The sequence below is a fragment of the Streptomyces sp. NRRL F-5755 genome (assembly GCF_001279365.1).
Classification (GTDB): Bacteria; Actinomycetota; Actinomycetes; order Streptomycetales; family Streptomycetaceae; genus Streptomyces; species Streptomyces rimosus.
Map to the genome: position 1 here is coordinate 1 of NZ_LGCW01000326.1, position 21401 is coordinate 21401.

At 73.0% G+C, this 21401-nt stretch carries 19 protein-coding genes; 7 read left to right on the forward strand and 12 right to left on the reverse strand.

Going from position 1 to position 21401, the window contains the following annotated elements:
- Positions 1 to 321 precede the first annotated feature (321 nt).
- Complete coding sequence (locus ADK86_RS39710; RefSeq protein ID WP_078952572.1) at positions 322 to 792, reverse strand: ArsR/SmtB family transcription factor; 471 nt, start codon at positions 790 to 792, stop codon at positions 322 to 324.
- Positions 793 to 889: 97 nt separating this feature from the next.
- Between ADK86_RS39710 and ADK86_RS39715 the strand changes: the two genes are divergently transcribed.
- The 4 genes from ADK86_RS39715 to lnt all read left to right on the forward strand — a co-directional run bounded on the left by ADK86_RS39715 (position 890) and on the right by lnt (position 7431).
- The gene (locus ADK86_RS39715) at positions 890 to 2974 is read left to right on the forward strand and encodes a heavy metal translocating P-type ATPase (RefSeq protein WP_078952573.1); all 2085 of its coding nucleotides are present in this window, start codon (positions 890 to 892) and stop codon (positions 2972 to 2974) included.
- A gap of 264 nt (positions 2975 to 3238) precedes the next feature.
- Positions 3239 to 5155, forward strand: coding sequence for an ABC transporter ATP-binding protein (locus ADK86_RS39720; RefSeq protein ID WP_053701021.1), 1917 nt, complete (start codon positions 3239 to 3241; stop codon positions 5153 to 5155).
- Between the two features lie 100 nt (positions 5156 to 5255).
- Complete coding sequence (locus ADK86_RS39725; protein ID WP_053701022.1) at positions 5256 to 5753, forward strand: nuclear transport factor 2 family protein; 498 nt, start codon at positions 5256 to 5258, stop codon at positions 5751 to 5753.
- A gap of 82 nt (positions 5754 to 5835) precedes the next feature.
- Complete coding sequence (gene lnt / locus ADK86_RS39730; RefSeq protein WP_053701023.1) at positions 5836 to 7431, forward strand: apolipoprotein N-acyltransferase; 1596 nt, start codon at positions 5836 to 5838, stop codon at positions 7429 to 7431.
- 11 nt (positions 7432 to 7442) lie between these two features.
- Here the strand turns inward: lnt and ADK86_RS39735 are convergent, their stop codons facing one another.
- Both ADK86_RS39735 and ADK86_RS39740 read right to left on the reverse strand, forming a co-directional pair.
- Positions 7443 to 8348 carry a Gfo/Idh/MocA family protein gene (locus ADK86_RS39735; protein ID WP_053701024.1) on the reverse strand — a complete coding sequence of 302 codons (906 nt, stop codon included), beginning with the start codon at positions 8346 to 8348 and terminating at the stop codon, positions 7443 to 7445.
- Positions 8349 to 8392: 44 nt separating this feature from the next.
- Entirely contained in the window at positions 8393 to 9664 is a 1272-nt protein-coding gene (locus ADK86_RS39740; RefSeq protein WP_053701025.1) for an FAD-dependent monooxygenase, read from the reverse strand.
- 117 nt (positions 9665 to 9781) lie between these two features.
- On the opposite strand from ADK86_RS39740, the gene ADK86_RS39745 reads away from it, so the two are divergent.
- Together ADK86_RS39745 and ADK86_RS39750 are read left to right on the forward strand one after the other, a co-directional pair.
- Entirely contained in the window at positions 9782 to 10432 is a 651-nt protein-coding gene (locus ADK86_RS39745; RefSeq protein ID WP_053701026.1) for a TetR/AcrR family transcriptional regulator, read from the forward strand.
- 78 nt (positions 10433 to 10510) lie between these two features.
- A complete protein-coding gene (locus ADK86_RS39750) occupies positions 10511 to 11014 on the forward strand; it encodes a hypothetical protein (protein WP_053701027.1) in 504 nt (167 codons plus the stop codon).
- Positions 11015 to 11083: 69 nt separating this feature from the next.
- Here ADK86_RS39750 and ADK86_RS39755 read toward each other — a convergent pair whose 3' ends face one another.
- The 8 genes from ADK86_RS39755 to ADK86_RS39795 all read right to left on the reverse strand — a co-directional run bounded on the left by ADK86_RS39755 (position 11084) and on the right by ADK86_RS39795 (position 19060).
- A complete protein-coding gene (locus ADK86_RS39755) occupies positions 11084 to 11761 on the reverse strand; it encodes a uracil-DNA glycosylase (RefSeq protein WP_053701028.1) in 678 nt (225 codons plus the stop codon).
- Between the two features lie 124 nt (positions 11762 to 11885).
- Positions 11886 to 12851 carry an aldo/keto reductase gene (locus tag ADK86_RS39760; protein WP_053701029.1) on the reverse strand — a complete coding sequence of 322 codons (966 nt, stop codon included), beginning with the start codon at positions 12849 to 12851 and terminating at the stop codon, positions 11886 to 11888.
- Between the two features lie 216 nt (positions 12852 to 13067).
- Positions 13068 to 13838, reverse strand: a complete 771-nt coding sequence (locus tag ADK86_RS39765) for an SDR family oxidoreductase (protein ID WP_030177875.1) — start codon at positions 13836 to 13838, stop codon at positions 13068 to 13070.
- Between the two features lie 17 nt (positions 13839 to 13855).
- Positions 13856 to 14617, reverse strand: a complete 762-nt coding sequence (gene fabG, locus ADK86_RS39770; protein WP_053701030.1) for a 3-oxoacyl-ACP reductase FabG — start codon at positions 14615 to 14617, stop codon at positions 13856 to 13858.
- A gap of 187 nt (positions 14618 to 14804) precedes the next feature.
- Positions 14805 to 15200, reverse strand: coding sequence for a DUF3037 domain-containing protein (locus tag ADK86_RS39775; protein ID WP_053701031.1), 396 nt, complete (start codon positions 15198 to 15200; stop codon positions 14805 to 14807).
- Positions 15197 to 16021, reverse strand: a complete 825-nt coding sequence (locus ADK86_RS39780) for a HipA family kinase (protein WP_053701032.1) — start codon at positions 16019 to 16021, stop codon at positions 15197 to 15199. The genes ADK86_RS39775 and ADK86_RS39780 overlap by 4 nt, the downstream gene beginning before the upstream one ends.
- 830 nt (positions 16022 to 16851) lie before the next feature.
- Positions 16852 to 18384 (reverse strand): sensor histidine kinase, encoded by a 1533-nt coding sequence (locus ADK86_RS39790; RefSeq protein ID WP_063789198.1) that lies wholly within the window; start codon positions 18382 to 18384, stop codon positions 16852 to 16854.
- Positions 18377 to 19060, reverse strand: coding sequence for a response regulator transcription factor (locus tag ADK86_RS39795; protein WP_053701034.1), 684 nt, complete (start codon positions 19058 to 19060; stop codon positions 18377 to 18379). The genes ADK86_RS39790 and ADK86_RS39795 overlap by 8 nt, the downstream gene beginning before the upstream one ends.
- Positions 19061 to 19343: 283 nt before the next feature.
- On the opposite strand from ADK86_RS39795, the gene ADK86_RS39800 reads away from it, so the two are divergent.
- Positions 19344 to 20603, forward strand: a complete 1260-nt coding sequence (locus tag ADK86_RS39800; protein WP_234346342.1) for a DUF2079 domain-containing protein — start codon at positions 19344 to 19346, stop codon at positions 20601 to 20603.
- A 297-nt stretch (positions 20604 to 20900) separates the two neighbouring features.
- Here ADK86_RS39800 and ADK86_RS39805 read toward each other — a convergent pair whose 3' ends face one another.
- Positions 20901 to 21227, reverse strand: coding sequence for a thioredoxin family protein (locus ADK86_RS39805; protein WP_053701035.1), 327 nt, complete (start codon positions 21225 to 21227; stop codon positions 20901 to 20903).
- Positions 21228 to 21401: the final 174 nt, after the last annotated feature.

Genomic DNA, 21401 nt, shown 5'->3' on the forward strand with positions numbered 1-21401 from the left:
GGGCGGGGTGAGCGCGGGGGCGTACGCGGGGCGGGGTGCGTATGCGGGGCGGGGGCGTGGGTGCGGAGGGGCGTGGGCGCTGAGGATCGTGGGCGCGCGGCGGGGGCGTGGGCGTGTACGCCGGGCAGGGGTGCGTGCGGGGCGGCGGACGAGCCGGTTCGCGCGGGCAGCCGCCGAGCCAGTCCGCACGGGCAGCGGCCGAGCCGGTCCGCCGCAGGCAGCCGCCGAGCCGGTCCGCCGCGGGCAGCCGCCGAGCCGGTCCGCCGCGGGCAGCGGCTGAACAGCTCCGTACGGGTCAGCGGCTGAACAGCTCCCTACGGGTCAGCGGCTGAGGGGCTTCACCTCGGCCGCGGCGCGGGTCCGGGCGGCCGCGCCGCCCCTTGCCGCCCCGGCGGCCTCTTCGGCCTCGCCCGCCCCTTCCTCCCCGTCCGCCTCCGCCGCGTCGGGCAGGTCGCGGGCGCCGAGCCGCAGGTGCTCGATGTGGTAGACGGCCTCGTCGAGGAGCTGGGCGACGTGGGTGTCGTAGAGGCTGTAGACGATCCGGCGGCCCCGGCGGGAGCCGGTGACCAGGCCCAGCGCCCGCAGCAGCCGCAGCTGGTGGGAGACCGCCGACTGCTCCATGCCGACCGCGTCGGCCAGCTCGCCCACCGGGCAGGGCCCCTGCCGCAGCCGGGTGAGGATCATCAGCCGCGACGGGGTGGCCAGCGCCTGAAGGGTGGCGGCGATGGTCGCGGCGGCGTCCGCGTCCAGATGCGCTGCCGGTGTGGTCCTGCCGTCGACTCCGTGTCCCATACGCCTCATCGTATCTTCGGCAACACTTGAAGACATCTTCATGTGTTCGGTTATGGTGTGCGGGTCCCGCTCTCTCCCCCGCCCCAGAGGTCACCACATGACATCCACGTCCCGTCACGGCCGTACGCACCCGTCCCCAACGGCGCCCGTCGGCGCACCCGCCACGGCCGACACCTCCGCAACGACCACCGCACCGGCCTCCGCGCCCACCCCTGCCACGGCACCACCGCCCCCTCCCCCACCCCGCCCGCGCCGCGGCCGGCTCTTCGCCCTGCCGGAGGTGCGCTGGGCCGCCCTCGCCGCGCTCACCTTCCTGCTGGCCTTTCCCCTCGACCTGACGGGCGCCCCGGCCTGGACGTGGGGTCCGCTGTACGCGGTGTGTTACGCGGCCGGCGGCTGGGAGCCCGGCCTCGCCGGTCTACGAGCGCTGCGCGAACGCACCCTGGACGTCGACCTGCTGATGGTCGTGGCGGCGGTCGGCGCCGCGGCGATCGGGCAGTTCCTGGACGGCGGCCTGCTGATCGTGATCTTCGCGGTCTCGGGCGCGCTGGAAGCCCTGGCCACCCGGCGCACCGAGGACTCCGTGCGCGGCCTGCTCGACCTCGCGCCCTCCACCGCCGTACGGCTGACGGCCGACAGCCGGGAGGAGACCGTCGAAGCCGCCGCGCTGCGGGTGGGCGAGACCGTGCTCGTACGCCCCGGGGAACGGCTGCCCGCCGACGGCACGGTGCTGGACGGCGCGAGCGAGGTGGACCAGGCCACCATCACCGGAGAGCCGCTGCCGGTGGACAAGGCCGCGGGCGACGAGGTGTTCGCCGGGACGCTGAACGGCACCGGCGCGCTGCGGATACGGGTCGGCAAGGACGCCTCGGAGTCGGCGATCGCCCGGATCGTGGCGATGGTCGAGGAGGCGGGCCGAACCAAGGCGCCCACCCAGGTCTTCATCGAGAAGGTCGAACAGCGCTACTCCGCCGTGGTGGTGCTGGTGACCCTGACACTCTTCGCCCTGCCGCTCCTGCTCGGCGCGGACTTCACCATGACCCTGCTGCGGGCCATGACCTTCATGATCGTGGCGTCGCCGTGCGCGGTCGTGCTGGCCACCATGCCGCCGCTGCTGTCCGCGATCGCCACCGCCGGGCGGCACGGCGTCCTGGTCAAGTCGGCCGTGGCGATGGAGGGGCTGGGCGCGGTGACGCGGGTGGCGATGGACAAGACCGGCACGCTCACCGAAGGCGCGCCGCGGGTCGCGGGGGTGCGCGCGCTGGGCGGTGCGGACGAGCGGCAGGCGCTCACGCTCGCCGCCGCGGCGGAGCTCCCCAGCGAACACCCGCTGGCCCGCGCCGTGGTCACCGCCGCGCGGGAACGCGGTCTGCGGGTTCCCGGCGCGCGGGACTTCTCGTCCGTGCCGGGGCGGGGCGTGCGCGCCGTGGTGGAGGGGCGCGTCGTACAGGTCGGCAGTCCGGCTGCACTGCTGAGCGCGGGAGCGCACGAGAGCACGGGCGGGCTTGCCGAAGAGCTGGTGCGCGGGGTGCGCGCCGGCGTGGAGGAGGTGGAGGCCGCCGGTCATACCGCGGTGGCCGTACTGGTGGACGCCCGGCCCGTCGCCGTACTGGCCATCACCGACCGGCTGCGCCCCGGTGCCCCCGAGGCGGTGACCCGGCTGCACCGCCTGACCGGCACCGACGTGACGCTGCTGACCGGCGACCACGCCCGCGCCGCCGCCCATACGGCCGAGGAGTGCGGCATCACGGACGTACGGGCCGGCCTGCTGCCGCAGGACAAGGTGTCCGCGGTCCACGCCTGGCAGGACGGCGGGGCGAAAGTGCTGGTGGTAGGCGACGGCGTGAACGACGCGCCCGCACTGGCCACCGCCCACAGCGGCGTCGCCATGGGCCGGGTCGGCTCCGACCTGGCCCTGGAGACGGCCGACGCGGTGGTGGTACGCGACGAGGCCGGGGCAGTACCCACCGTCGTCGCCCTCTCCCGCCGGGCACGCCGCCTGGTGGTGCAGAACCTGGTCATCGCGTCCGTATGCATCGGCGCACTGGTCACCTGGGACCTGGCCGGACACCTGCCACTGCCACTGGGCGTACTCGGCCACGAAGGCTCGACGGTCCTGGTCGGTCTCAACGGACTACGCCTCCTGCGCACCTCGGCCTGGCGACGGGCCGCGGCGGCTTGAGGGGGCGCGGGCGCCGGGGTGACGCGGGCTCAGGCGAGGGGCGCACGTCCGGGTGTACGCGCCACCCGTACGCCGAGCGGGCACGCGGCCGAACACAGCGCACCGGGCCCCACGCCCCGGGCAACCCCCAACCGAACACCACCCCCACCAACAAGGGAATCCCTTGACCTCAACATTGGTTGAGGTCATAGCTTCTGGTGTGTCGCCGGGCAGTACGGCCCGTGCAACCCGCTCATGCCGACCACGCTGCCCCGGAGGACCGCGATGGACATGGAAGTCACCGCCTGGCACTCACTGCACAGCACCATGAACGCGCAGCGCGACCGGCGGCCGTTCTCCCGGGCGACGCTGCGGCGCATCGCCGCCTTCGCGCGGCCGCACCGTCGCGCGCTGGGCTGGTTCCTGGTGCTGAGTACGGTGACCGCGATGCTCGCGGTGGTCACGCCGGTGCTCGCGGGGCGGGTGGTCGACGGCATCGTGGGCGGCGCGGCGGGCGGTACCGTCCTCGGGCTCTCCGGGCTGATCGCCGTCATCGCGGTGGCGGAGGCGGGTCTGGGCCTGCTGACGCGCCGGCTGTCGGCGGGTCTCGGCGAGGGCCTGATCCTCGATCTGCGGACCACGGTCTACGACCACGTCCAGCGGATGCCGGTCGCCTTCTTCACCCGTACCCGTACGGGAGCCCTGGTCAGCCGCCTGAACAACGATGTGATCGGCGCGCAGCGGGCGTTCAGCGACACGCTGTCCAGCGTGGTCGGCAACGTCGTGACGCTGCTGCTGACGCTCGTGGTGATGCTGAGCCTGTCGTGGCAGATCACGCTGATCGCGCTGGTGCTGCTGCCGGTGTTCGTCCTGCCCGCACGCCGGGTAGGACGGCGGCTGGCCGGGCTGCGGCGGGAGGCGGCCGACCACAACGCCGCGATGGGCACCCAGATGACCGAGCGGTTCTCCGCGCCGGGCGCCACCCTCATCAAGCTGTTCGGCCGCCCGGCGCACGAATCGGCGGAGTTCGCCGCGCGGGCCCGGCGGGTGCGCGACATCGGGGTGCGGACCGCCATGGTCCAGACGTACTTCGTCACCGCGCTCACCCTGGTCTCCGCCCTCGCGCTGGCCGTCGTCTACGGCCTCGGCGGCTTCCTGGCGCTGCGCGGCCACCTCGAAGCGGGCTCCATCGTGTCGCTGGCCCTGCTGCTGACCCGCCTGTACGCGCCGCTGACGGCGCTGTCCGGCGCGCACACCGAGGTGATGAGCGCGCTGGTCAGCTTCGAGCGGGTCTTCGAGGTGCTGGACCTGAAGCCGCTGATCGAGGAGAAGCCGGACGCCCGCGCGGTGCCGGAGGGGCCGGTCTCGGTGGAGTTCGACTCCGTGCGCTTCGGCTACCCGTCGGCCGACAAGGTCTCCCTGGCCTCCCTCGAAGAGGTGGCGACCCTGGACACCAGGGGCGGCGCCGAGGTGCTGCACGACGTCTCCTTCCGGGTGGCGCCGGGCCGGATGGTCGCCCTGGTCGGTTCCTCGGGCGCCGGCAAGTCGACCATCGCGCAGTTGCTGCCGCGGTTGTACGACGCGGACGCCGGCGCGGTGCGGCTCGGCGGCGTGGACGTACGCGACCTGACCGCCGACTCGATCCGCGACACCCTCGGCATGGTGACCCAGGACGGCCACCTCTTCCACGACACGATCCGCGAGAACCTGCTGCTGGCCCGGCCGGAGGCGGGCGAGGACGACCTGTGGGACGCGCTGCGCCGGGCCCGTCTGGACGGCCTGATCGCCTCGCTGCCGGAGGGCCTGGACACGGTGGTCGGCGAGCGCGGCTACCGGCTGTCCGGCGGTGAGCGGCAGCGGCTGACCATCGCCCGCCTGCTGCTGGCCCGGCCGCGTGTGGTGATCCTGGACGAGGCCACCGCCCACCTGGACAACACCTCGGAGGCGGCGGTCCAGGAGGCGCTGACCGAGGCTCTGGAAGGCCGTACGTCGGTGGTGATCGCCCACCGGCTGTCGACCGTACGGGCCGCCGATCTGATCCTGGTGGTCGAGGACGGCCGGATCGTCGAACGCGGCACGCACGACGCGCTGCTCGCGGCGGGCGGGCGGTACGAGGAGCTGTACCGCACCCAGTTCGCGGAGGCGGAGACCTCCCGGGAACGCGCCGTGCGCGAGGCGGCGGAGCCGACCGCGGCGCGCTGACCGGCCGTACCACCAGCGGGCCCCCGTCTTCCGGCGGGGGCCCGCGGCCGTGCCCTCCCGTCCCCTTGGCGCCGCCCCGCGCATGCCGAACACTGAGGCGATGACCCAGCGCGTGGAACACACCACTGTCATGGACCGCCTCGCCATCGACGACCTGGTCACCGGCTACGCGATCGCCGTGGACGACGGCGACTGGGCCGCCTACCGGGCCCTGTTCGTCCCCGACGGGCACGTCGACTACCGCTCGGCGGGCGGCATCGCGGGCAGCGCCGACGCCGTCGCCGACTGGCTCGCCGAGATGATGCGGCGCTTCCCCGTACGCCAGCACCTGATCGTCAACCGGCGGATCGGCATCGCGCTGCGCGACGGCGGCGCGCCCGGCGACACGGCCACGGTGCAGGCCGACTACCTGAACCCGATGCACCTGGCGGGCCCGCACGACGTCCCGCCCGGCGCGTCCGCCGGCGCGTCGGCCGCCCCCAACTACACCTGCGCGGGCCGCTATGTCTTCGCCGCCCGCCGCGGCGCCGACGGCTGGCGGCTGACCGAGGTCGTCGTCCACGAGAAGTGGCGCCAACTGCTTCCGGCGCACGCCTGACGGGCCCCTGCTGTCCATGATCGGCCGGCTCGCGCACACTGGGTGCTGCGATCCGACGGAGGGTTCCGAAGGAGGAGACGGCATGCAGGTGTCGGCCGACGGCCGGTGGGAAGCGGGCCCGGGGCGGGTTCGCGAAGGGCGGGGCCGCGGGCTCCCGTCGGTCGCCCGGAGGGCGGCGCTCACGTCGCCCTGGGGACGCGGCGCCGCGGCGGTCGCGGCCGGGGCGCTGCCCGCGCTCGCGTTCCCGGCGCCCGCCCTGTGGTGGCTGGCCTACGTCGCCCTCGTCCCGTGGATATTGCTGGCACGCTCGGCCCGGACGCACCGCCGCGCGGCGCTGGACGGCTGGCTCGGCGGCGCGGGCTTCATGCTGGCCGTCCACCACTGGCTGCTGCCGAGCCTGCACGTGTTCATCCTGGTGCTGGCCGCGCTGCTCGGCCTGTTGTGGGCGCCCTGGGGCCTGCTCGTACGGGTGCTGCTGCACGGCTCACCGCGCGCGGCCCGGTGCGCGGCGTCCCTCGTCCTCGTACCGTCCGGCTGGCTGATGGTGGAACTGGTCAGGTCCTGGGAGTACTTGGGCGGGCCGTGGGGGCTGCTGGGCGCCAGCCAGTGGCAGGTGCCGCCCGCCCTGCGGCTCGCCTCGCTCGGCGGGGTGTGGCTGCTGAGCCTGCTCATCGTGTCGGTGAACACCGCGCTCGCCCTGCTCGTCGCGGTGCCGCGGGCCCGCGTCCCGGCCGTCGCGGGCCTCCTCGTGTGCGCGGTCGGCGGCACCGCGGTGTGGCTGTGGGCGCCGGTGCCGCGGCCGGCCGGTACGGTCCGGGTCGGCCTCGTCCAGCCGGGCGAGATCGTGGGCGCGGACCCGCGGATAGCCCGCGGCGAGGAGCTGACCCGCTCGCTGGCCGGGCGCGGCGTCCAGCTGGTGGTCTGGGGAGAGAGCAGCGTCAACCGCGACCTGACCCGGAATCCGGCCATGTCGGCCCGGCTCGCCGCGCTCTCCCGGGACGTGGGCGCCGACCTCCTGGTCAATGTCGACGGCCGGCACGCCGGGCAGCCCGGCATCTACAAGAGTTCGGTCCTGGTCGGCCCGCGCGGCGCGACCGGCCACCGCTACGACAAGATGCGCCTGGTCCCGTTCGGCGAGTACATCCCGCTGCGTTCCGTCCTGGGCTGGGCGACGCACGTCGGCAAGGCCGCCGACCAGAACCGGATGCGCGGCACCCGGCAGGTGCTGATGCCGGTCGGCTCGGCGGGCGGGCTGCGCGTGGGGCCGCTGGTCTGCTTCGAGTCGGCGTTCCCCGACATGAGCCGCCAACTGGCGCGGGACGGCGCGCAGTTGCTGGTCGCGCAGTCCTCCACCTCGACCTTCCAGGACAGCTGGGCGCCCGCGCAGCACGCCTCGCTGGCCGCGCTGCGGGCCGCCGAGACGTGGCGGCCGATGGCGCACGCCACGCTGACCGGGGTCAGCGCGGTGTACGGGCCGCGGGGCGAACCGGTGGGCGGCCGGCTCGGCACCGAGCGGGGCGCGGCGGCCGTGTACGACATCCCGCTCGCCGAGGGCACCAGCCCGTACGCGCACTTCGGCGACTGGGCCCTGTACGGCGCGATGCTGGCGCTCGGCGCGTACGCGGGCGTGGCGGGGGCGCGGGCGCTGCGGGCCCGGAGGGCGGCGCGGGTCCGGTAGGCGCCGCCGTCTCACCCCGCCTGCGCCAGCGCATCCTCGATCACCCGCTCGCACAGCTCGTGCGTCCGCAGCGCGTCCTCGGCCGGGACGAACCGGCCCGCCCGCACCTCGTCCAGGAAGGCCAGCACGATCTGCTCGATGCCGCGCTGCCGGGCCACCGGCACCCAGTCGCCGCGCCGCCGCACGCTCGGCTGCCCCTTGTGGTCGATGACCTCGGCGAGGTTGACGACCTGGCGCTTGGTGTCCTGCCCCGACACGTCGAGGATCTCCTCCGCGGAACCGCTGAGCCGGTTCATGCTGCCGATGGCGCTGAAGCCGTCGCCGGAGAGGTGCAGCACCACGTGGTGCATCAGGCCGTCGCGGATCTTCGCCCGTACGTCCACGTGCTCGACGGTGCCGGGCGCCAGGAACCGCAGCGTGTCGACGACGTGGATGAAGTCGTCCAGGACCAGGGTCCGGGGGGCCTCCGGGAGGCCGACCCGGTTCTTCTGCACGAGGATCAGGTCGCGCGGGTGCTCCAGGCACTGCGCGTACCCCGGCGCGTAGCGGCGGTTGAAGCCGACCGCCAGGCTGACGCGGCGCTCCTCGGCGAGCCGCACGATGCGCTCGGTGTCGGCCAGGTCGTAGGCGATCGGCTTGTCCACGTACGTCGGCACCCCGGCCTCCACGAGGCGGGTGACGATCTCCGGATGCGCGGTGGTGGGCGCGTGCACGAACGCCGCGTCCAGTCCGGCGGCGAGCAGCCCGTCCAGGTCGGTGTGGCACTGGTCGGCCGGCAGGCGGTAGGTGGCGGCGACCCGCTCCAGGGTGGCCGGCGTGCGGGTCTGGAGGTGCAGCTCGACACCGGGCTGCGCGCCGAGCACCGGCAGGTACGCCTTCTGTGCGATGTCGCCGAGTCCGATGCAGCCGACCTTCACGAATGACTCCCTGGGTTGTGCTGCCGTTTCCGGAGACGCGCGGGTCAGCGCGCCGGGTGCGCCGGGCGTGCGCCGGGCGCCCCGGAAGCATACGTGCCGCCCGGTGGCCGCCAGTCGGCGATGCCGTCGAGCGGGCGCAGCGCCAGGTCCGGGGCGAATCGCGCGGTGCAGGCGATGGCGGCCCCGCGCAGCAGTACGGCGGGCGCGGACCGCCAGGTGGTGAGGCGGCCGATGCGCTCCGCCCGGCGCACGACCTCCGTCGTGCGCGGCAGCCGCTCCCGCGAGTACGCGTCGAGGGCCGCCGCCAGGGACCGGTCCGACGCGACGCGGTGCGCCAGCACGATCGCGTCCTCGACGGCCTGGCAGCCGCCCTGTCCGAGGTTGGGCATCATCGGGTGCACGGCGTCACCGAGCAGGGCGACCCGGCCGCGGTGGCAGACGGGCAGCGGCCGGGCCGCCGTACGGACGTCGTTGCGCAGGATGGCGGCCGGGTCGGCGGCCGCCAGGATCTCGGGGATGGGCCGGTGCCAGTCGCCGAACCGGCGCAGCAGCTCGGACCGTTCGTCGTCGGGCGCGCGGCCCCCGGGCGGCACGGCCGCGGTGGCATAGGCGTAGACCCGCCCGTCATGCAGCGCCACACTCCCCCACACCCCGCCGGGCCCCCACGTCTCGTGCGCGGCGTACGGACGGCGGAGCGCCGGGACGACAAGGCGCCAACTGGTGAACCCGGCGTAGCGGGGCTCGGGATGGCCGGGGAAGAGGACGCGGCGGGTGGCGGAGTGGATGCCGTCGGCGGCTATGACGAGGTCGGCGGTCAAGTGCGGGGTGGTGGCGGGGCTGGCGGTGCTGGCGGTATTGGCGGTTTCGGCCGGGGACAGGAGACGGACGCGGGCCGGGTGGTCCGGGCGCGTGGGGTCGCCCGGGTCGGCGACTTCGGCCGGCGCGCCGGTCCGTACGGCTCCCTCGGGCAGCCGCCCGGCGAGCAGGGCGATCAGTTCCGCGCGGTGGGCGACCACGACGGGGCCGCCGAAGCGCCGTACGGCCGCGGCGTTGTCCGTACGGGCCAGCCGGCGGCCGCGCGGGGTCCGGATCTCGCCCTTGAACTGCGGGACGGCCATGCCGCGTACGGCGTCGCCCGCGCCGATGGTGTCCAGCGCGCGCTGGGCGTTGGCGGCCAGGGCGATACCGGCCCCGACGGGTTCGAGCGAGGCGGCCCGTTCCAGGACGGTGACTTCCCACCCCTGCCGGTGCAGGGCGACAGCGGCGGTGAGGCCGCCGATCCCGCCGCCGATGACGATCGCCGTGCGCTGGCGCATGAGCCCTCCCGTGCTGCCGAGCAGCCGGACACCCGGCGGAGCTGCCACCGGACACCCTGACTACACCTGTAGTCGCAAGTTACTACACATGTAGTCGCAGCGGTAGGCTCACCTGCCATGACCCGAAGTGCGACCCCCAGCACGGCCTCGACCGGCAAGACCTCGGCAGGCAAGGCCGCGGCCACCCAAGCCACCCCCCGCCACGACCGCATCGCCGACGCCGCCCTGACCCTCCTCGCCGAGCGCGGGCTGCGCGGGCTCACCCACCGGGCCGTCGACGAGGCCGCCGGGCTGCCGCAGGGGTCCACGTCGAACTTGGCGCGCACCCGCGCGGCCCTGCTGGAAACGGCGGTTCGGCGGCTGGCCGAGCGGGAGGCGGCCATCCTCACGCCTCCGGAGATGCCGGATGCGGCGGGCAGCGGCCCGGCAGCGCTCGCCGACGCCCTCTCCCTCGGCCTGCACCGTTCCCTGACCCGCCACCGGGACCTGACCGTCGCCCGGTACGAACTGGCCCTGGAGGCCACCCGGCGCCCCGAACTGCGCGCCTTCTACGACCGGGCCGGACAGCGATTCCGCGAAGCGCTGGTGGCGATGCTGACGGCGGCCGGGTCCACCGCACCCGAACGGCACACCCTGAACGTACTCGCCTGGTGTGACGGCATGCTCTTCACCTGCGTCGCCGGACAGTTCCACGCGACGCCGCCGACCCGGCGGGAACTTCGCACCGGTATCGAGGAATTGCTCGTCGGCCTGCTCGGCCGCGGCTGATCCGGCGTCAACGGCCGCACAAATCGATCACTCCCGTGGGTCCTTCCCAAAAGGGGCCGCGATCGGCAGAGTTGGCCGGTGTTCCGTATTCCCGCAGCGGCGGTCCTCGCGGTGACGACGGCCGCGGTCGCCACCGGATGTGTCACCGTCGCCCACCGCCAGGCCCCCGAGAGCCTTCGGCCGCGCCCCGTGGCGCCCGCCCCGTCCGTGGAGCCCATCGGCCCGGAGGTCACCCAGTCCCCGCGCCGCGAGCGTCCGGGCGCGCCGGCGTCCGGCCCGGCCGCTCGGCGCTCCGCACCGGCCGGTCCCCCGGTCTCCGGCGCTCAGCCGGCGAAGCAGCCGCAGCCGGAGTCCGCGCGGAAGGGGGGCGGGAAGGGCAAGGGCGCGGGCCGGGGCGTACGGGACGAGGCGAAGCCCGGGTCCGGTCACGGAGGCCGCCGCTTCGGCCCCCCGTGGCAGCGCTCCGAGGACCGTCACCCGGCCGCTCCGGCCCCCGGCCTGTGCGCACTGGCCCGGGAGTACGGCCGCTGGCAGGGCGACGACCGCCCCGACGAGATCTGCCGCCGCGTGTACGGGGGCTGAGCGCCGGGGCGATCGGGGGCGCCCGCACTGCCGGGCCGCCCCCGTCGGCGCCGAACGCCGCGCCCCGGCTCAGCCCAGGTCGGGGATACGCCAGTCGATCGGGGTGTGCCCCTGCGCCGCGACCGCCTCGTTGATCCGGGTGAAGGGCTGGGACCCGAAGAACTTCTTCGCGGACAGCGGGGACGGGTGGGCGCCCTCCACGACCGCGTGCCGCTCGGTGTCGATCAGCGGCAGCTTCTTCTTCGCGTAGTTGCCCCAGAGCACGAACACCGCCGGGTCCGGCCGGGAGGCCACCGCCTTTATCACCGCGTCGGTGAACTTCTCCCAGCCCTTGCCCTTGTGCGAGTTGGCCTCGCCGGCGCGCACCGTCAGCACCGCGTTCAGCAGCAGCACGCCCTGCCGGGCCCAGGGCATCAGATAGCCGTTGTCCGGGATCGGGTGGCCCAGCTCCTCCTTCATCTCCTTGTAGATGTTGCGCAGCGACGGCGGCGTCTTCACACCGGGCCGCACGGAGAAGCACAGCCCGTGGCCCTGCCCCTCGCCGTGGTACGGATCCTGTCCGAGGATCAGCACCTTCACCTGGTCGTACGGGGTGGCGTCGAGGGCCGCGAAGACCTCCTCGCGGGGCGGGTAGACCGGCCCCTTCGCCCGCTCCTGCTCGACGAACTCGGTGAGCTCCTTGAAGTAGGGCTTCTCCAACTCCTCGCCGAGGACGCCGCGCCAGGACTCGGGCAGCATGTCGGTCATCACTGAGCAACCTCCGGTGTGCGTTCCGTTCTCGCCTACGAACTTACCGGCGACCACTGACAACGCCGCACGCCCGCCCACCGGCCGGCCCGCCCGCCCGGGTCTCCGCCCGCCCCGCGCCCGCTCACGCCGTGTCGAGCCGCGCCCGCTGCGCCGCGTCCAGCCGCAGGTCCAGCGCCGCCAGGCTCTCGTCCAGCTGCGCCACCGAACTCACGCCGAGGACGGGGACGACCGGCACCCGGCCGTCCATCAGCCAGGCCAGCACCACCTGGTTCACGGTGGCCCCGGCCTCCGCCGCCACCTCGCGCAGCACCCGCAGGCGCGCCACCGAACCGGGGTGGTCGTACCGGTCCGGCAGCGGCTGCTCCGGCCGCGCGTACCCGCCGTGCATCAGCGTCGAGTACCCCAGCAGCGTCACATCCTCGTGCGCCTCGGCGTAATCGACAAGTTCCCCGTCCGTCTCCCGCTGGAGCCCGGAATCCGCGTCGGGCCGCGGCCGCAGGTAGGTGTGCCGCTGCTGTACGGCGCGGTAGCCGGGCAGGCCCTGCGCCTCGGCGATGCGGCGGGCCTCGGCGAGCCGCCAGGTGGCGTGGTTGCTGGCCCCGAGCAGGCCCACCGAGCCGTCCCGCACCAGGCCCGCCAGCGCCCCGACGGTCTCCTCCAGGGGCACGCTCCGATCCTCGATGTGCGCGTAATACAGGTCCACCCGGTCCGTGCCGAGCCGCCGCAGGCTGCCCTCGATCCCGTCCCGTACGGCCTTCTCGCCCAGCCCCTCCAGGTTGGCGGGCCACTCGGGCCCGCGGGACGGGTCGGGGCGGGCGCCGACCTTGGTGGCCAGTACCGTGCGGTCCCTGGCACCCCGGCTGCGCAGCCAGCGCCCGAGCAGCAGCTCGCTCTCGTCGCCGGTCGCGCCCGGCACCCAGCAGGCGTAGTTGTCGGCGGTGTCCAGGAAGGTGCCGCCCGCCTCGGCGAAGCGGTCGAGGATGGCGTACGACGTCTCCTCGTCGACGGTGGTGCCGAACGGCAGGGTGCCCAGGCACAGGGCGCTGACCTCGGGTCCCCGGCCGCCACCGAGAGTGCGGAACCGCATGGCGGTCTCCTTCGCGGAGTCGCGTCACGGGCTCCCTACCGGCCCGTGACAGATGTGGTGCCGGCCCTTCCGGACCGGCACCACAGACCCTGCCTCTTGGAGTGCACACGAACGCAAGCCGCTGTACGCGCTCCCGTACGCGGAGCGCCCGCACCCACGCGGGCGCGCGACCCGGCACGCGCGCCCGCCCTCAGACGCCCGCGTCCACCGGCGCCCTCAGACCCCCGCGTTCAGGAACAGCCCGCCGTCCACCTGGAGCGTCTGCCCCGTGATCCAGCCTGCCGCGTCGGACAGCAGGAACGCCGCCGCGCCCCCGATGTCCTCCGGGATGCCGAGGCGCCCCATCGGGTAGCCCGCGGCGGCCTCCTCCTCGCGGTTCTCGTACAGCGCGGCCGCGAACTTGGTCTTGACGACCGCCGGGGCGATCGAGTTGACCCGTACCACCGGCGCGAACTCGTGCGCGAGCTGGAACGTCAGGTTGATCATCGCGGCCTTGCTCATGCCGTACGCGCCGATGAAGGGCGAGGCGGAGACGCCCGCGATGGAGGCGATGTTGACGATCGCGCCGCCGTTGTCCTTCTGCCACGCGTGCCAGGTGCGCTGCGCGAAGCCGAGCGCGGAGACGACGTTGGTCTCGAACACCTTGCGGGCGACGTTCAGGTCGAGGTCCGCGATCGGGCCGAACACCGGGTTCGTACCGGCGTTGTTGACCAGGTAGTCGACGCGGCCGAACGCCTCCATGGCCCGCTCCACGGCGACGCCCTGGTGGGCCTCGTCGTGCGCCTTGCCCGCGACCCCGATGACGCGGTCGGCGCCCAGCGTCTCGACGGCCTCCTTGAGGGCGTCCTCGTTGCGGCCGGTGATGCAGACCTTGTCGCCGCGGGCCACCAGCGCCTTGGCGATGCCGTACCCGATGCCCCGGCTGGCGCCGGTGACCAGTGCCGCCTTGCCGGAGAACGCGGGCAGCGGCTTGTCCTGTGCGGTCATGTCCGTAACCTCCGGCGTCAGTTGAGCGGGCCGCCGGCCACGTACAGGACCTGGCCGGAGACGAAGCCGGCCGCCTCGCCCGTGAAGAAGGCGATGGCGTTGGCGATGTCGTCCGGCGTGCCGACGCGCTGCACCGGGATCTGGGTGGCGGCCGCGGCCTGGAAGTCCTCGAAGCCCATGCCGACGCGCTCGGCGGTGGCGGCGGTCATGTCGGTGGCGATGAACCCGGGCGCGACGGCGTTGGCGGTGACGCCGAACTTGCCGAGTTCGATGGCGAGGGTCTTGGTGAAGCCCTGGAGACCGGCCTTGGCTGCCGAGTAGTTGACCTGCCCGCGGTTGCCGAGCGCCGAGCTGGAGGAGAGGTTGACGATCCGGCCGAACTTCGCGTCGACCATGTGCTTCTGGCAGGCCCGCGACATCAGGAACGCGCCCCGCAGGTGCACGTTCATGACCGTGTCCCAGTCGGTGTCGCTCATCTTGAACAGCAGGTTGTCCCGGAGCACGCCCGCGTTGTTGACGAGGACGGTCGGCGCGCCCAGCTCCGCCGCCACCCGTGCGACCGCCGCCTCCACCTGCTCCACGTCCGAGACGTCGCAGCCCACGGCCAGCGCCCTGCCGCCCGCCGCGGTGATCTTCTCGACGGTGTCCTTGCAGGCCGCCTCGTCGAGGTCGAGTACGGCGACGGCGCGGCCCTCGGCGGCCAGGCGGACCGCGGTGGCCGCGCCGATGCCACGGGCCGCGCCCGTCACGATGGCTACGCGCTGCTCGGTGGTGGACATGCGGGGTTCTCCTCACCCTCGAAACCTCGACGAGCGGTCCGCCGCACCGCAACCACAGGTGAGCAACCGCTTAGTAGCTTCAGCAGGCCCGACGCTAGAAGCCCCGCCACCCCCTGTCAACGCCTCCTCGGCACTCCATCGCACTTCAGGAGGGCCACCGGCTTTCCCGCACACCGGCGGCCGCCCCTCACTTCACCAGCAGGCCGAGCAGCCGCTCCGCCTCGATCGACGGGTCCGCGGTCAGCCCGGTGTGCACCGGGCCCGGCTGCACGACAGTGCAGCGCGGCGCGATCAGCCACCGGAAGCGCCGCCCCGCGTCGTCGCCCGCAGCCTGCCCGGCGCGCTCGCCGCCCACACAGATCCCCTCGACCGCCCGCAGGGCCGCCTTGACGCCCTCCACGTCGGCATTCGCGTCGAGCGCCCGCAACCGCCCTTCGTCCAGGTACGTACGCGCCTCCACGAAGCGCCGGGCGCGGCAGTACACGACCACCCCCGCATTGATCATTTCTCCGCGTTCGACCCGCGGTACGACCTTGAGCAGGGCGTACTCGAACACGTCACGTCCGTTGTGCAGGCCGCTCACTTCACTGCCCTCCGCGGCAACTCGGTCGCCAGCCAGCCCGGCACCCGGGAGGGCCCGTCCTTCGTACGCTCCCCGATCCCGATCCGGTCCCCGATCACCGCGGCACGCCCCAGCAGTGCCCGTACGTAGGCACCGCGCAGCTCGTCCGGCGAGTCGAAGCCGGGCTCGTCCGCCAGCCACTCGTCCGGCACGGCGGCCGCGACCTCGGTCAGCAGCTCCTCGGTGACCAGCGGCGCGAACTCGGCCGCCGCGGCCTCGATGTCCGGCCCGAAGCTCGCCAGCACATGGTCGGACGCGTCGTACGGCTTGGCCGCGGACTTCTCGGCGGTGGGCCAGTTGTGCTGCCAGATCATCGTGGCCCCGTGGTCGATCAGCCACAGCTCACCGTGCCAGACCAGCAGGTTCGGGTTGCGCCACGAGCGGTCCACGTTGTTGATGAGCGCGTCGAACCACACGACCCGCCCCGCCTCCCGCGCCGACACCTCGAACGCGAGCGGATCGAACCCGAGCGACCCCGGCAGATAGTCCATCCCCAGGTTCAGGCCCCCACTGGCCTTCAGCAGCTCCTGCACCTCCTGATCGGGCTCGCTCAGCCCGATCACCGGATCGAGCTGCATCCGCACCAGCTCCGGCACCCGCAGCCCGAGCCGCCGCCCCAGCTCCCCACAGATCACCTCGGCGACCAGAGTCTTGCGCCCCTGCCCCGCCCCGGTGAATTTCATGACATACGTACCGAGATCATCGGCCTCGACGATCCCCGGAAGCGACCCGCCTTCACGCAAGGGCGTGACATAGCGGGTCGCGGTGACTTCGGACAACATGCGGATCAGGCTACTTCCTGGGGTTTGTCGCAGGTCAGCGACGTGCGGTCGATTTGGTCCACTGATACTGATGCGAGTATATCGATACGGCTGCATCGAAACCGCCCCGACCGCCACTTGCACCCGACAGACCCCCCGGAGGGGCCTGGAGAGATTTTGGGGAGTTTCAGCTTTCAACCACAGGGTTCGCCGGATCGCCGAGCAGCCCGTCGATAAGCCGACGCCCGCGCCCCCAGCCTCGAACCTGCGCACCCTCGATGCCTGGCGAGGTGGCTGGGTCACTCGAGCCGTGTATTCGCGGGCTCTGCGCATTCTCACGACGGACCGTTGCCGCTAGTCGGTTCAGTCGGCGTTGCAGCCGTCCGAAGTCAGGCGCCCGTCACGCCAGATGACGACTTCGCCGCCCAGAAAAACCTCCTCCGGGAAGTCGCGTTCCGCCGCCTCCGCGATGTCGCTGAACGCTGTCGTCAGGGACGTCCCCCGGCGTGACTGCAGCTGAATTGCCCCGTCGTCAACGGATCGAATGACGTCAGGTGAGGCATTGGTCCGTACGACCGTCCCGGTCCTCACCACCCCAGAGGAGCGCGCGAGACTTCGGCCGCCGGGGGGTGGAGGCAGCTGGAGGTGTCGGCCGCCTCCTCGGAGACGACCGGGTCCTCGATCCCGGCCGTATTGCACAGGTACATCGGACGCGGCGGCGGCCTGTCGTCATTCGTCGTTTGACGGCAGATGGGAAGCCTGGGAAGCCAGCCTGACGACCCGGATCATGCTCTGTCAAAACTCTGACAGCAACACCGGCTTGGGGGTCCGTTCTTCCTCGGACGCCAGGTTCAAGGGCTTGGTACGGGCCAGCGCAGGGTGAAGCGGGCTCCGGTGTCGCTCGGGGTGGCCTGCAGGGTGGCGTGGTGGCGCTGGGCGAGTTCCCGGGCGATTGCCAGGCCGAGGCCGGCGCCTCCGGAGGTGCGGTCGCGGGCCTCGTCGAGGCGGGCAAAGCGTTCGAAGATGCGTTCACGTTGGTGTGCGGGGATGCCCGGGCCGTCGTCATGGACCTCGACGACGACCGCACGGTCCGGGCCGGGTTCCGGGGCAGCCGGTTCGGTGTGGACGGTGACGTCGATGCGGTGGTGCGCGTAGCGGGTGGCGTTGTCGAGCAGATTGCGCAGGATGCGTTCCAGTTGGCCGGGGATGGCGAGGACTGCCGCTGGGCCCTGGGTGGTGCAGCGCACCTCCGGGCGTCCGCCGGTCTGGGCGGCGTAGTCGCAGGCGAGGGAGCTGACGAGGTCGGCGAGGTCGACTTCGGTGGTGGCGGAGGGGCCGGTGGCGTCCAGCCGGGCCAGGACCAGCAGATCATCGGCGAGTGTCTGCAGACGACGGGCTTGGCCGGCTGCGCGGGCGCCGACGGCGGGCCAGTCGGTCTTGTCGGGGTAGGCGAGGGCGATTTCCAGGCCGGCCAGGAGGGTGGTCAGCGGGCTTCGGAGTTCGTGTGCGGCGTCGGCGACGAAGCGCCGCTGGGTGGTGGCGGCGGCCTCGAGGCGTTCGAGGGTGGCGTTGATGGTGGCGGCGAGCGCGGAGATCTCGTCGGCGGTGTCCGGGACGTGGACGCGTTCGCGCGGGTCGGTGGCGGTGACGGTCGCCGTGCGGGCGCGGATGCTTTCGACCGGGCGCAGCGCGCGTGCGGTGGCCAGGTACGCGACGGCCGCGACCAGGAGGACACCGAGGGGCACGGCGGGGATCAGGACGCGGTCGACTGCGGCGGTGGCGGCTTGCGCCTGGAAGGGGGTGACGAGGACGTAGATGTCGATGGTGTCGTCGTCGGTCACGCCGCGGGGCAGCCTGACCGCTGGGGTGGGGCGCACGTCCTTGACCGCCATGCTGGCCACCGCGGCGCGGAAGGTGCCTCCGGCGAGCGGGTTGCCGGAGGTCCCGGCGGGGGTGCCGAGGTGGACCGCCGGACCGTTGCGCTCGAAGAGCTGGATGTCGTCGTGGTCCAGGGCGGGTGGGTCGGCGCCGTGGCGATCGAAGGGGCGCAGGTCCGGGCTGGAGGCGACATAGGTGTGGATGCCGTTTTTCCAGACGGCGATCTCGAAGGGCAGATTCGCTTCGTACGGCAGGTTCAGCCTGTCGTGCTGGCCGCCGGAGCGGTGGGAGCCGCCGCGCAGGATGGACTCCAGCTGGGCCGCCTCGGCGGTGGCCTGTTTGTGCGTGGCGGCCATCTGCTGGTCGAAGACGGTGTGGTGCATCCAGACGGCGCCTGTGCCCAGCAGTACCGCGCTGGCGGCAGCTGCTGCCAGCGCGGTACGTACCCGAACGGAGCGGAGCTTGCGGCGCAGCCGGGCCGGCCGGTTCGCCGGTCGCTCAGCCATGGCCGCTGCGGTCGTCGATGAGGCGGTAGCCGTGGCCGCGCACCGTCTGGAGCGTGCGCCGGCCGAAGGGCGTGTCGATCTTGCGGCGCAGGGCACTGATGCGAGCCTCGACCAGGTTCGGGTCGTCGGCGTCGTCCGGCCAGGCGTGGTGGAGGAACTCGTCCTTGGGAACGGTCCGGCCGGGATGGCGGGCGAGCAACTCCAGGATGACGAATTCCCGGGGCGTGAGCGTGATCGCGTGTCCGGCGCGGCGGCAGGTGCGCGCCGCCAGGTCGAGGGTGAGGTCGCCCACCGCGAGCAGTGGACCGCACAGTGAGCCGGCGCGGCGCTGCAGGGCACGCAGCCGGGCGAGCAGCACCGGGTAGGAGAAGGGTTTGGCGAGGTAGTCGTCGGCGCCGGTGTCCAGGGCCTCGGCCTGGTCCCATTCGCCGTCCTTGGCAGTCAGGACGAGGATGGGGGTCGCGACGCCGTCGCGCCGCAGCTGGGCGCAGACCCGATAGCCGTTGAGGAACGGGAGCATCAGGTCCAGGATGATCACCGCGTACTCGCCGATGCGGGCCTTCCACAGGCCCTCCCGGCCGTCTGCGGCGAGGTCGACCTGGTAGCCCTCGGCCGACAGGCCGTGACGCAGGGTATCGGCGAGCTCACGCTCGTCCTCGACCAGCAGGATCCGCATGCGATCAGCTTGGCACAGCCACCGGACCGCTTCCTGACGTCACGGTCAGGAACGGTCAGGGACCGATCAGCAACGGCGGGGACCGTGGAGGCGCCCCCCACGAAAGGCGCTGGTCGTGTCCGCCCCCACCCGCATAGCTTCCCAGCCTGCTGCGTCCGCTCCTGGCCAGGACCGCACGAGCCCGCGTACCTGGCGTACCTGGTTCGGCGCACGGTGGCCCTGGGCTTTCGGGGCCGCGCTGTTCGCTGTGTACGCGGCCGTATCGGTGCGAGACCATCAGCGGTTGCGGACCACCGGATTCGACCTGGGCATCTTCGAGCAGGCCGTACGGTCCTACGCCTCCGGCCACCTGCCCGTCTCCGAGCTCAAGGGCCCCGGCTTCGCACTTCTCGGGGACCACTTCTCCCCCGTACTGGCCACCCTGGCGCCCTTCTACCGGCTGTGGCCCTCCCCGCTCGTGCTGCTGCTGGCCCAGGCGGCACTGTTCGCCGTGGCCGTGGTGCCACTGGCCTCCTGGGCACAGCGCACCGCCGGCCGGGCCACGGCCCTGACGGTCGCCTTCGGCTACGGCGTCTCCTGGGGGATCGCACAGGCCGTGGGCTTCGACTTCCACGAGATCTGTTTCGCCGTCCCCCTGCTGGCTTTCTCGCTGACCGCGCTCGGCGACGGGAGGCTGCGTGCCGCCGTCCTGTGGGCGCTGCCGCTGCTGCTGGTCAAGGAAGATCTCGGCCTGACCCTCGCGGTCATCGGCGCGCTGGTGGCCCGGCGCGGCCGGGTACGCCTGGGCCTGGCCGCGGCTGTCGCCGGCGTCGTGGGAACACTGCTGGAAATGCTCGTCATCATTCCGGCGTTCAGCCCCGGCGGGCAGTACCCGTACTGGAACAACCTCGACTCGGGCGGGGCCGCCGGGACCGGCTTCACCGGGCTTCCGCACCTTGGCGCCTGCGCTGCCACCGTGGTGATGCTGCTGGCCCCGACCGCATTCCTGGCCGCTCGCTCCCCGCTGTTGTGGGCGGCACTGCCCACCCTGGGATGGCGCTTCCTGTCACACAATCCTGCCTACTGGGGCACCAACTACCACTACAGCGCCGTGCTGATGCCCATCGTCTTCGCCGCGTTCGTCGACGCGGTCACCGCCCGGCCGGGCGGTGAGCGCACCGCCCGCGTCCACCTGGCCGTCAGCGCCGCCATCAGCGCCCTGCTGCTGTCACTGTTCCCGCTGGCACGCCTCGTGCAGGCAGCCACCTGGACATCCGATCCGGGCATCGCCACCGCCCACCGTGTCCTGGACCGCATCCCCGACGGAGCGACCGTCGCCGCCTCCAATCACCTCGTGCCGCAGCTCACCAGCCGCGCGAGCGTCTCCGAATTCGGCCTGCCCGAAAGCAGGCCCGACCCTGAATGGATCATCGCCGACACCGCCACCCCGCAGAGCTGGCCCACCTCGAACGCCCAACAGGCGCGCGACATCGATGCCGCCAAAGCCCGCGGCTACCGGACGGCCGTCCAACAAGACGGTTACATCCTGCTGCGCCGACCATGAGCTTTCTTCTGCCCAGCCCCACCCGACCTGCCGAGAGTGGACACCTGCTTTTGAGGGAATCAGGTAACGCGTGGCCGAGGCTGGGTGTCGCGGCGGCCGATGAAGAACCAGCGACGTGTGCGCGTAAGTCTTCCTCGACTCGGAGCCACAGTCCATCGCCAGACGGCGAAAACAGGAACACAGCGGCTCCACCGGATGCTTCGCCTCGTCCACAAGCAGCGGCGTCCCGTCCGGCACCTGGCGATACTCGAACAGCGACCTCGGCTCCCCAGACCTTTCGCTTGTCAGCGAAGAACATCAAAGATGGCTGGTCATCAGCCGCACCACGTCGTTCTTGGTGGATGGCCCGATCCGGGTGGCGGCAATCGACCCGCCCTTGAACACGTACAGGGTGGGAATGGCGGTGACGTTGTACTTCGGGGGCGTCTGCGGGCTGCGGTCGATGTCGAGCCGGGCAATGGTCAGACGGTCCGCGTACTGCTGGGCGACGTCCGCCAGGATCGGGTCCAGCGCCCGGCACACACCGCTCCACTCGGCACGGAAGACCGCGAGTACCGGGCCGGTCGCCTTGACCACCTTCGCCTCGAAGTCCGCATCGGTCACATCGACGACGGTGCCGCTCATGAGAATCCTCCGTGTTGGTCGCGGTACGAGGAACAGGGGACGCAGTGATGGGGCGACGGCCGTCAGCCGCAGCCCGGTCCGGCCGACGACGTCCGGGCCGGTGACGGTGGTGGCGTTACGGCCGTGCCGTCCCCGCGCCCGTGCCGCGCCCGTGCCCGGGTGACGGACACGGAC

What these genes read in the sequence shown, in the direction of transcription:
- ADK86_RS39710 (WP_078952572.1), bottom strand. Translation starts at nt 792, where the DNA reads ATGGGACACGGAGTCGACGGCAGGACCACACCGGCAGCGCATCTGGAC.
- ADK86_RS39715 (WP_078952573.1), top strand. Translation starts at nt 890, where the DNA reads ATGACATCCACGTCCCGTCACGGCCGTACGCACCCGTCCCCAACGGCG.
- ADK86_RS39720 (WP_053701021.1), top strand. Translation starts at nt 3,239, where the DNA reads ATGGACATGGAAGTCACCGCCTGGCACTCACTGCACAGCACCATGAAC.
- ADK86_RS39725 (WP_053701022.1), top strand. Translation starts at nt 5,256, where the DNA reads ATGACCCAGCGCGTGGAACACACCACTGTCATGGACCGCCTCGCCATC.
- lnt (WP_053701023.1), top strand. Translation starts at nt 5,836, where the DNA reads ATGCAGGTGTCGGCCGACGGCCGGTGGGAAGCGGGCCCGGGGCGGGTT.
- ADK86_RS39740 (WP_053701025.1), bottom strand. Translation starts at nt 9,664, where the DNA reads ATGCGCCAGCGCACGGCGATCGTCATCGGCGGCGGGATCGGCGGCCTC.
- ADK86_RS39745 (WP_053701026.1), top strand. Translation starts at nt 9,782, where the DNA reads ATGACCCGAAGTGCGACCCCCAGCACGGCCTCGACCGGCAAGACCTCG.
- ADK86_RS39755 (WP_053701028.1), bottom strand. Translation starts at nt 11,761, where the DNA reads ATGACCGACATGCTGCCCGAGTCCTGGCGCGGCGTCCTCGGCGAGGAG.
- ADK86_RS39760 (WP_053701029.1), bottom strand. Translation starts at nt 12,851, where the DNA reads ATGCGGTTCCGCACTCTCGGTGGCGGCCGGGGACCCGAGGTCAGCGCC.
- ADK86_RS39765 (WP_030177875.1), bottom strand. Translation starts at nt 13,838, where the DNA reads ATGACCGCACAGGACAAGCCGCTGCCCGCGTTCTCCGGCAAGGCGGCA.
- fabG (WP_053701030.1), bottom strand. Translation starts at nt 14,617, where the DNA reads ATGTCCACCACCGAGCAGCGCGTAGCCATCGTGACGGGCGCGGCCCGT.
- ADK86_RS39780 (WP_053701032.1), bottom strand. Translation starts at nt 16,021, where the DNA reads ATGTTGTCCGAAGTCACCGCGACCCGCTATGTCACGCCCTTGCGTGAA.
- ADK86_RS39790 (WP_063789198.1), bottom strand. Translation starts at nt 18,384, where the DNA reads ATGGCTGAGCGACCGGCGAACCGGCCGGCCCGGCTGCGCCGCAAGCTC.
- ADK86_RS39795 (WP_053701034.1), bottom strand. Translation starts at nt 19,060, where the DNA reads ATGCGGATCCTGCTGGTCGAGGACGAGCGTGAGCTCGCCGATACCCTG.
- ADK86_RS39805 (WP_053701035.1), bottom strand. Translation starts at nt 21,227, where the DNA reads ATGAGCGGCACCGTCGTCGATGTGACCGATGCGGACTTCGAGGCGAAG.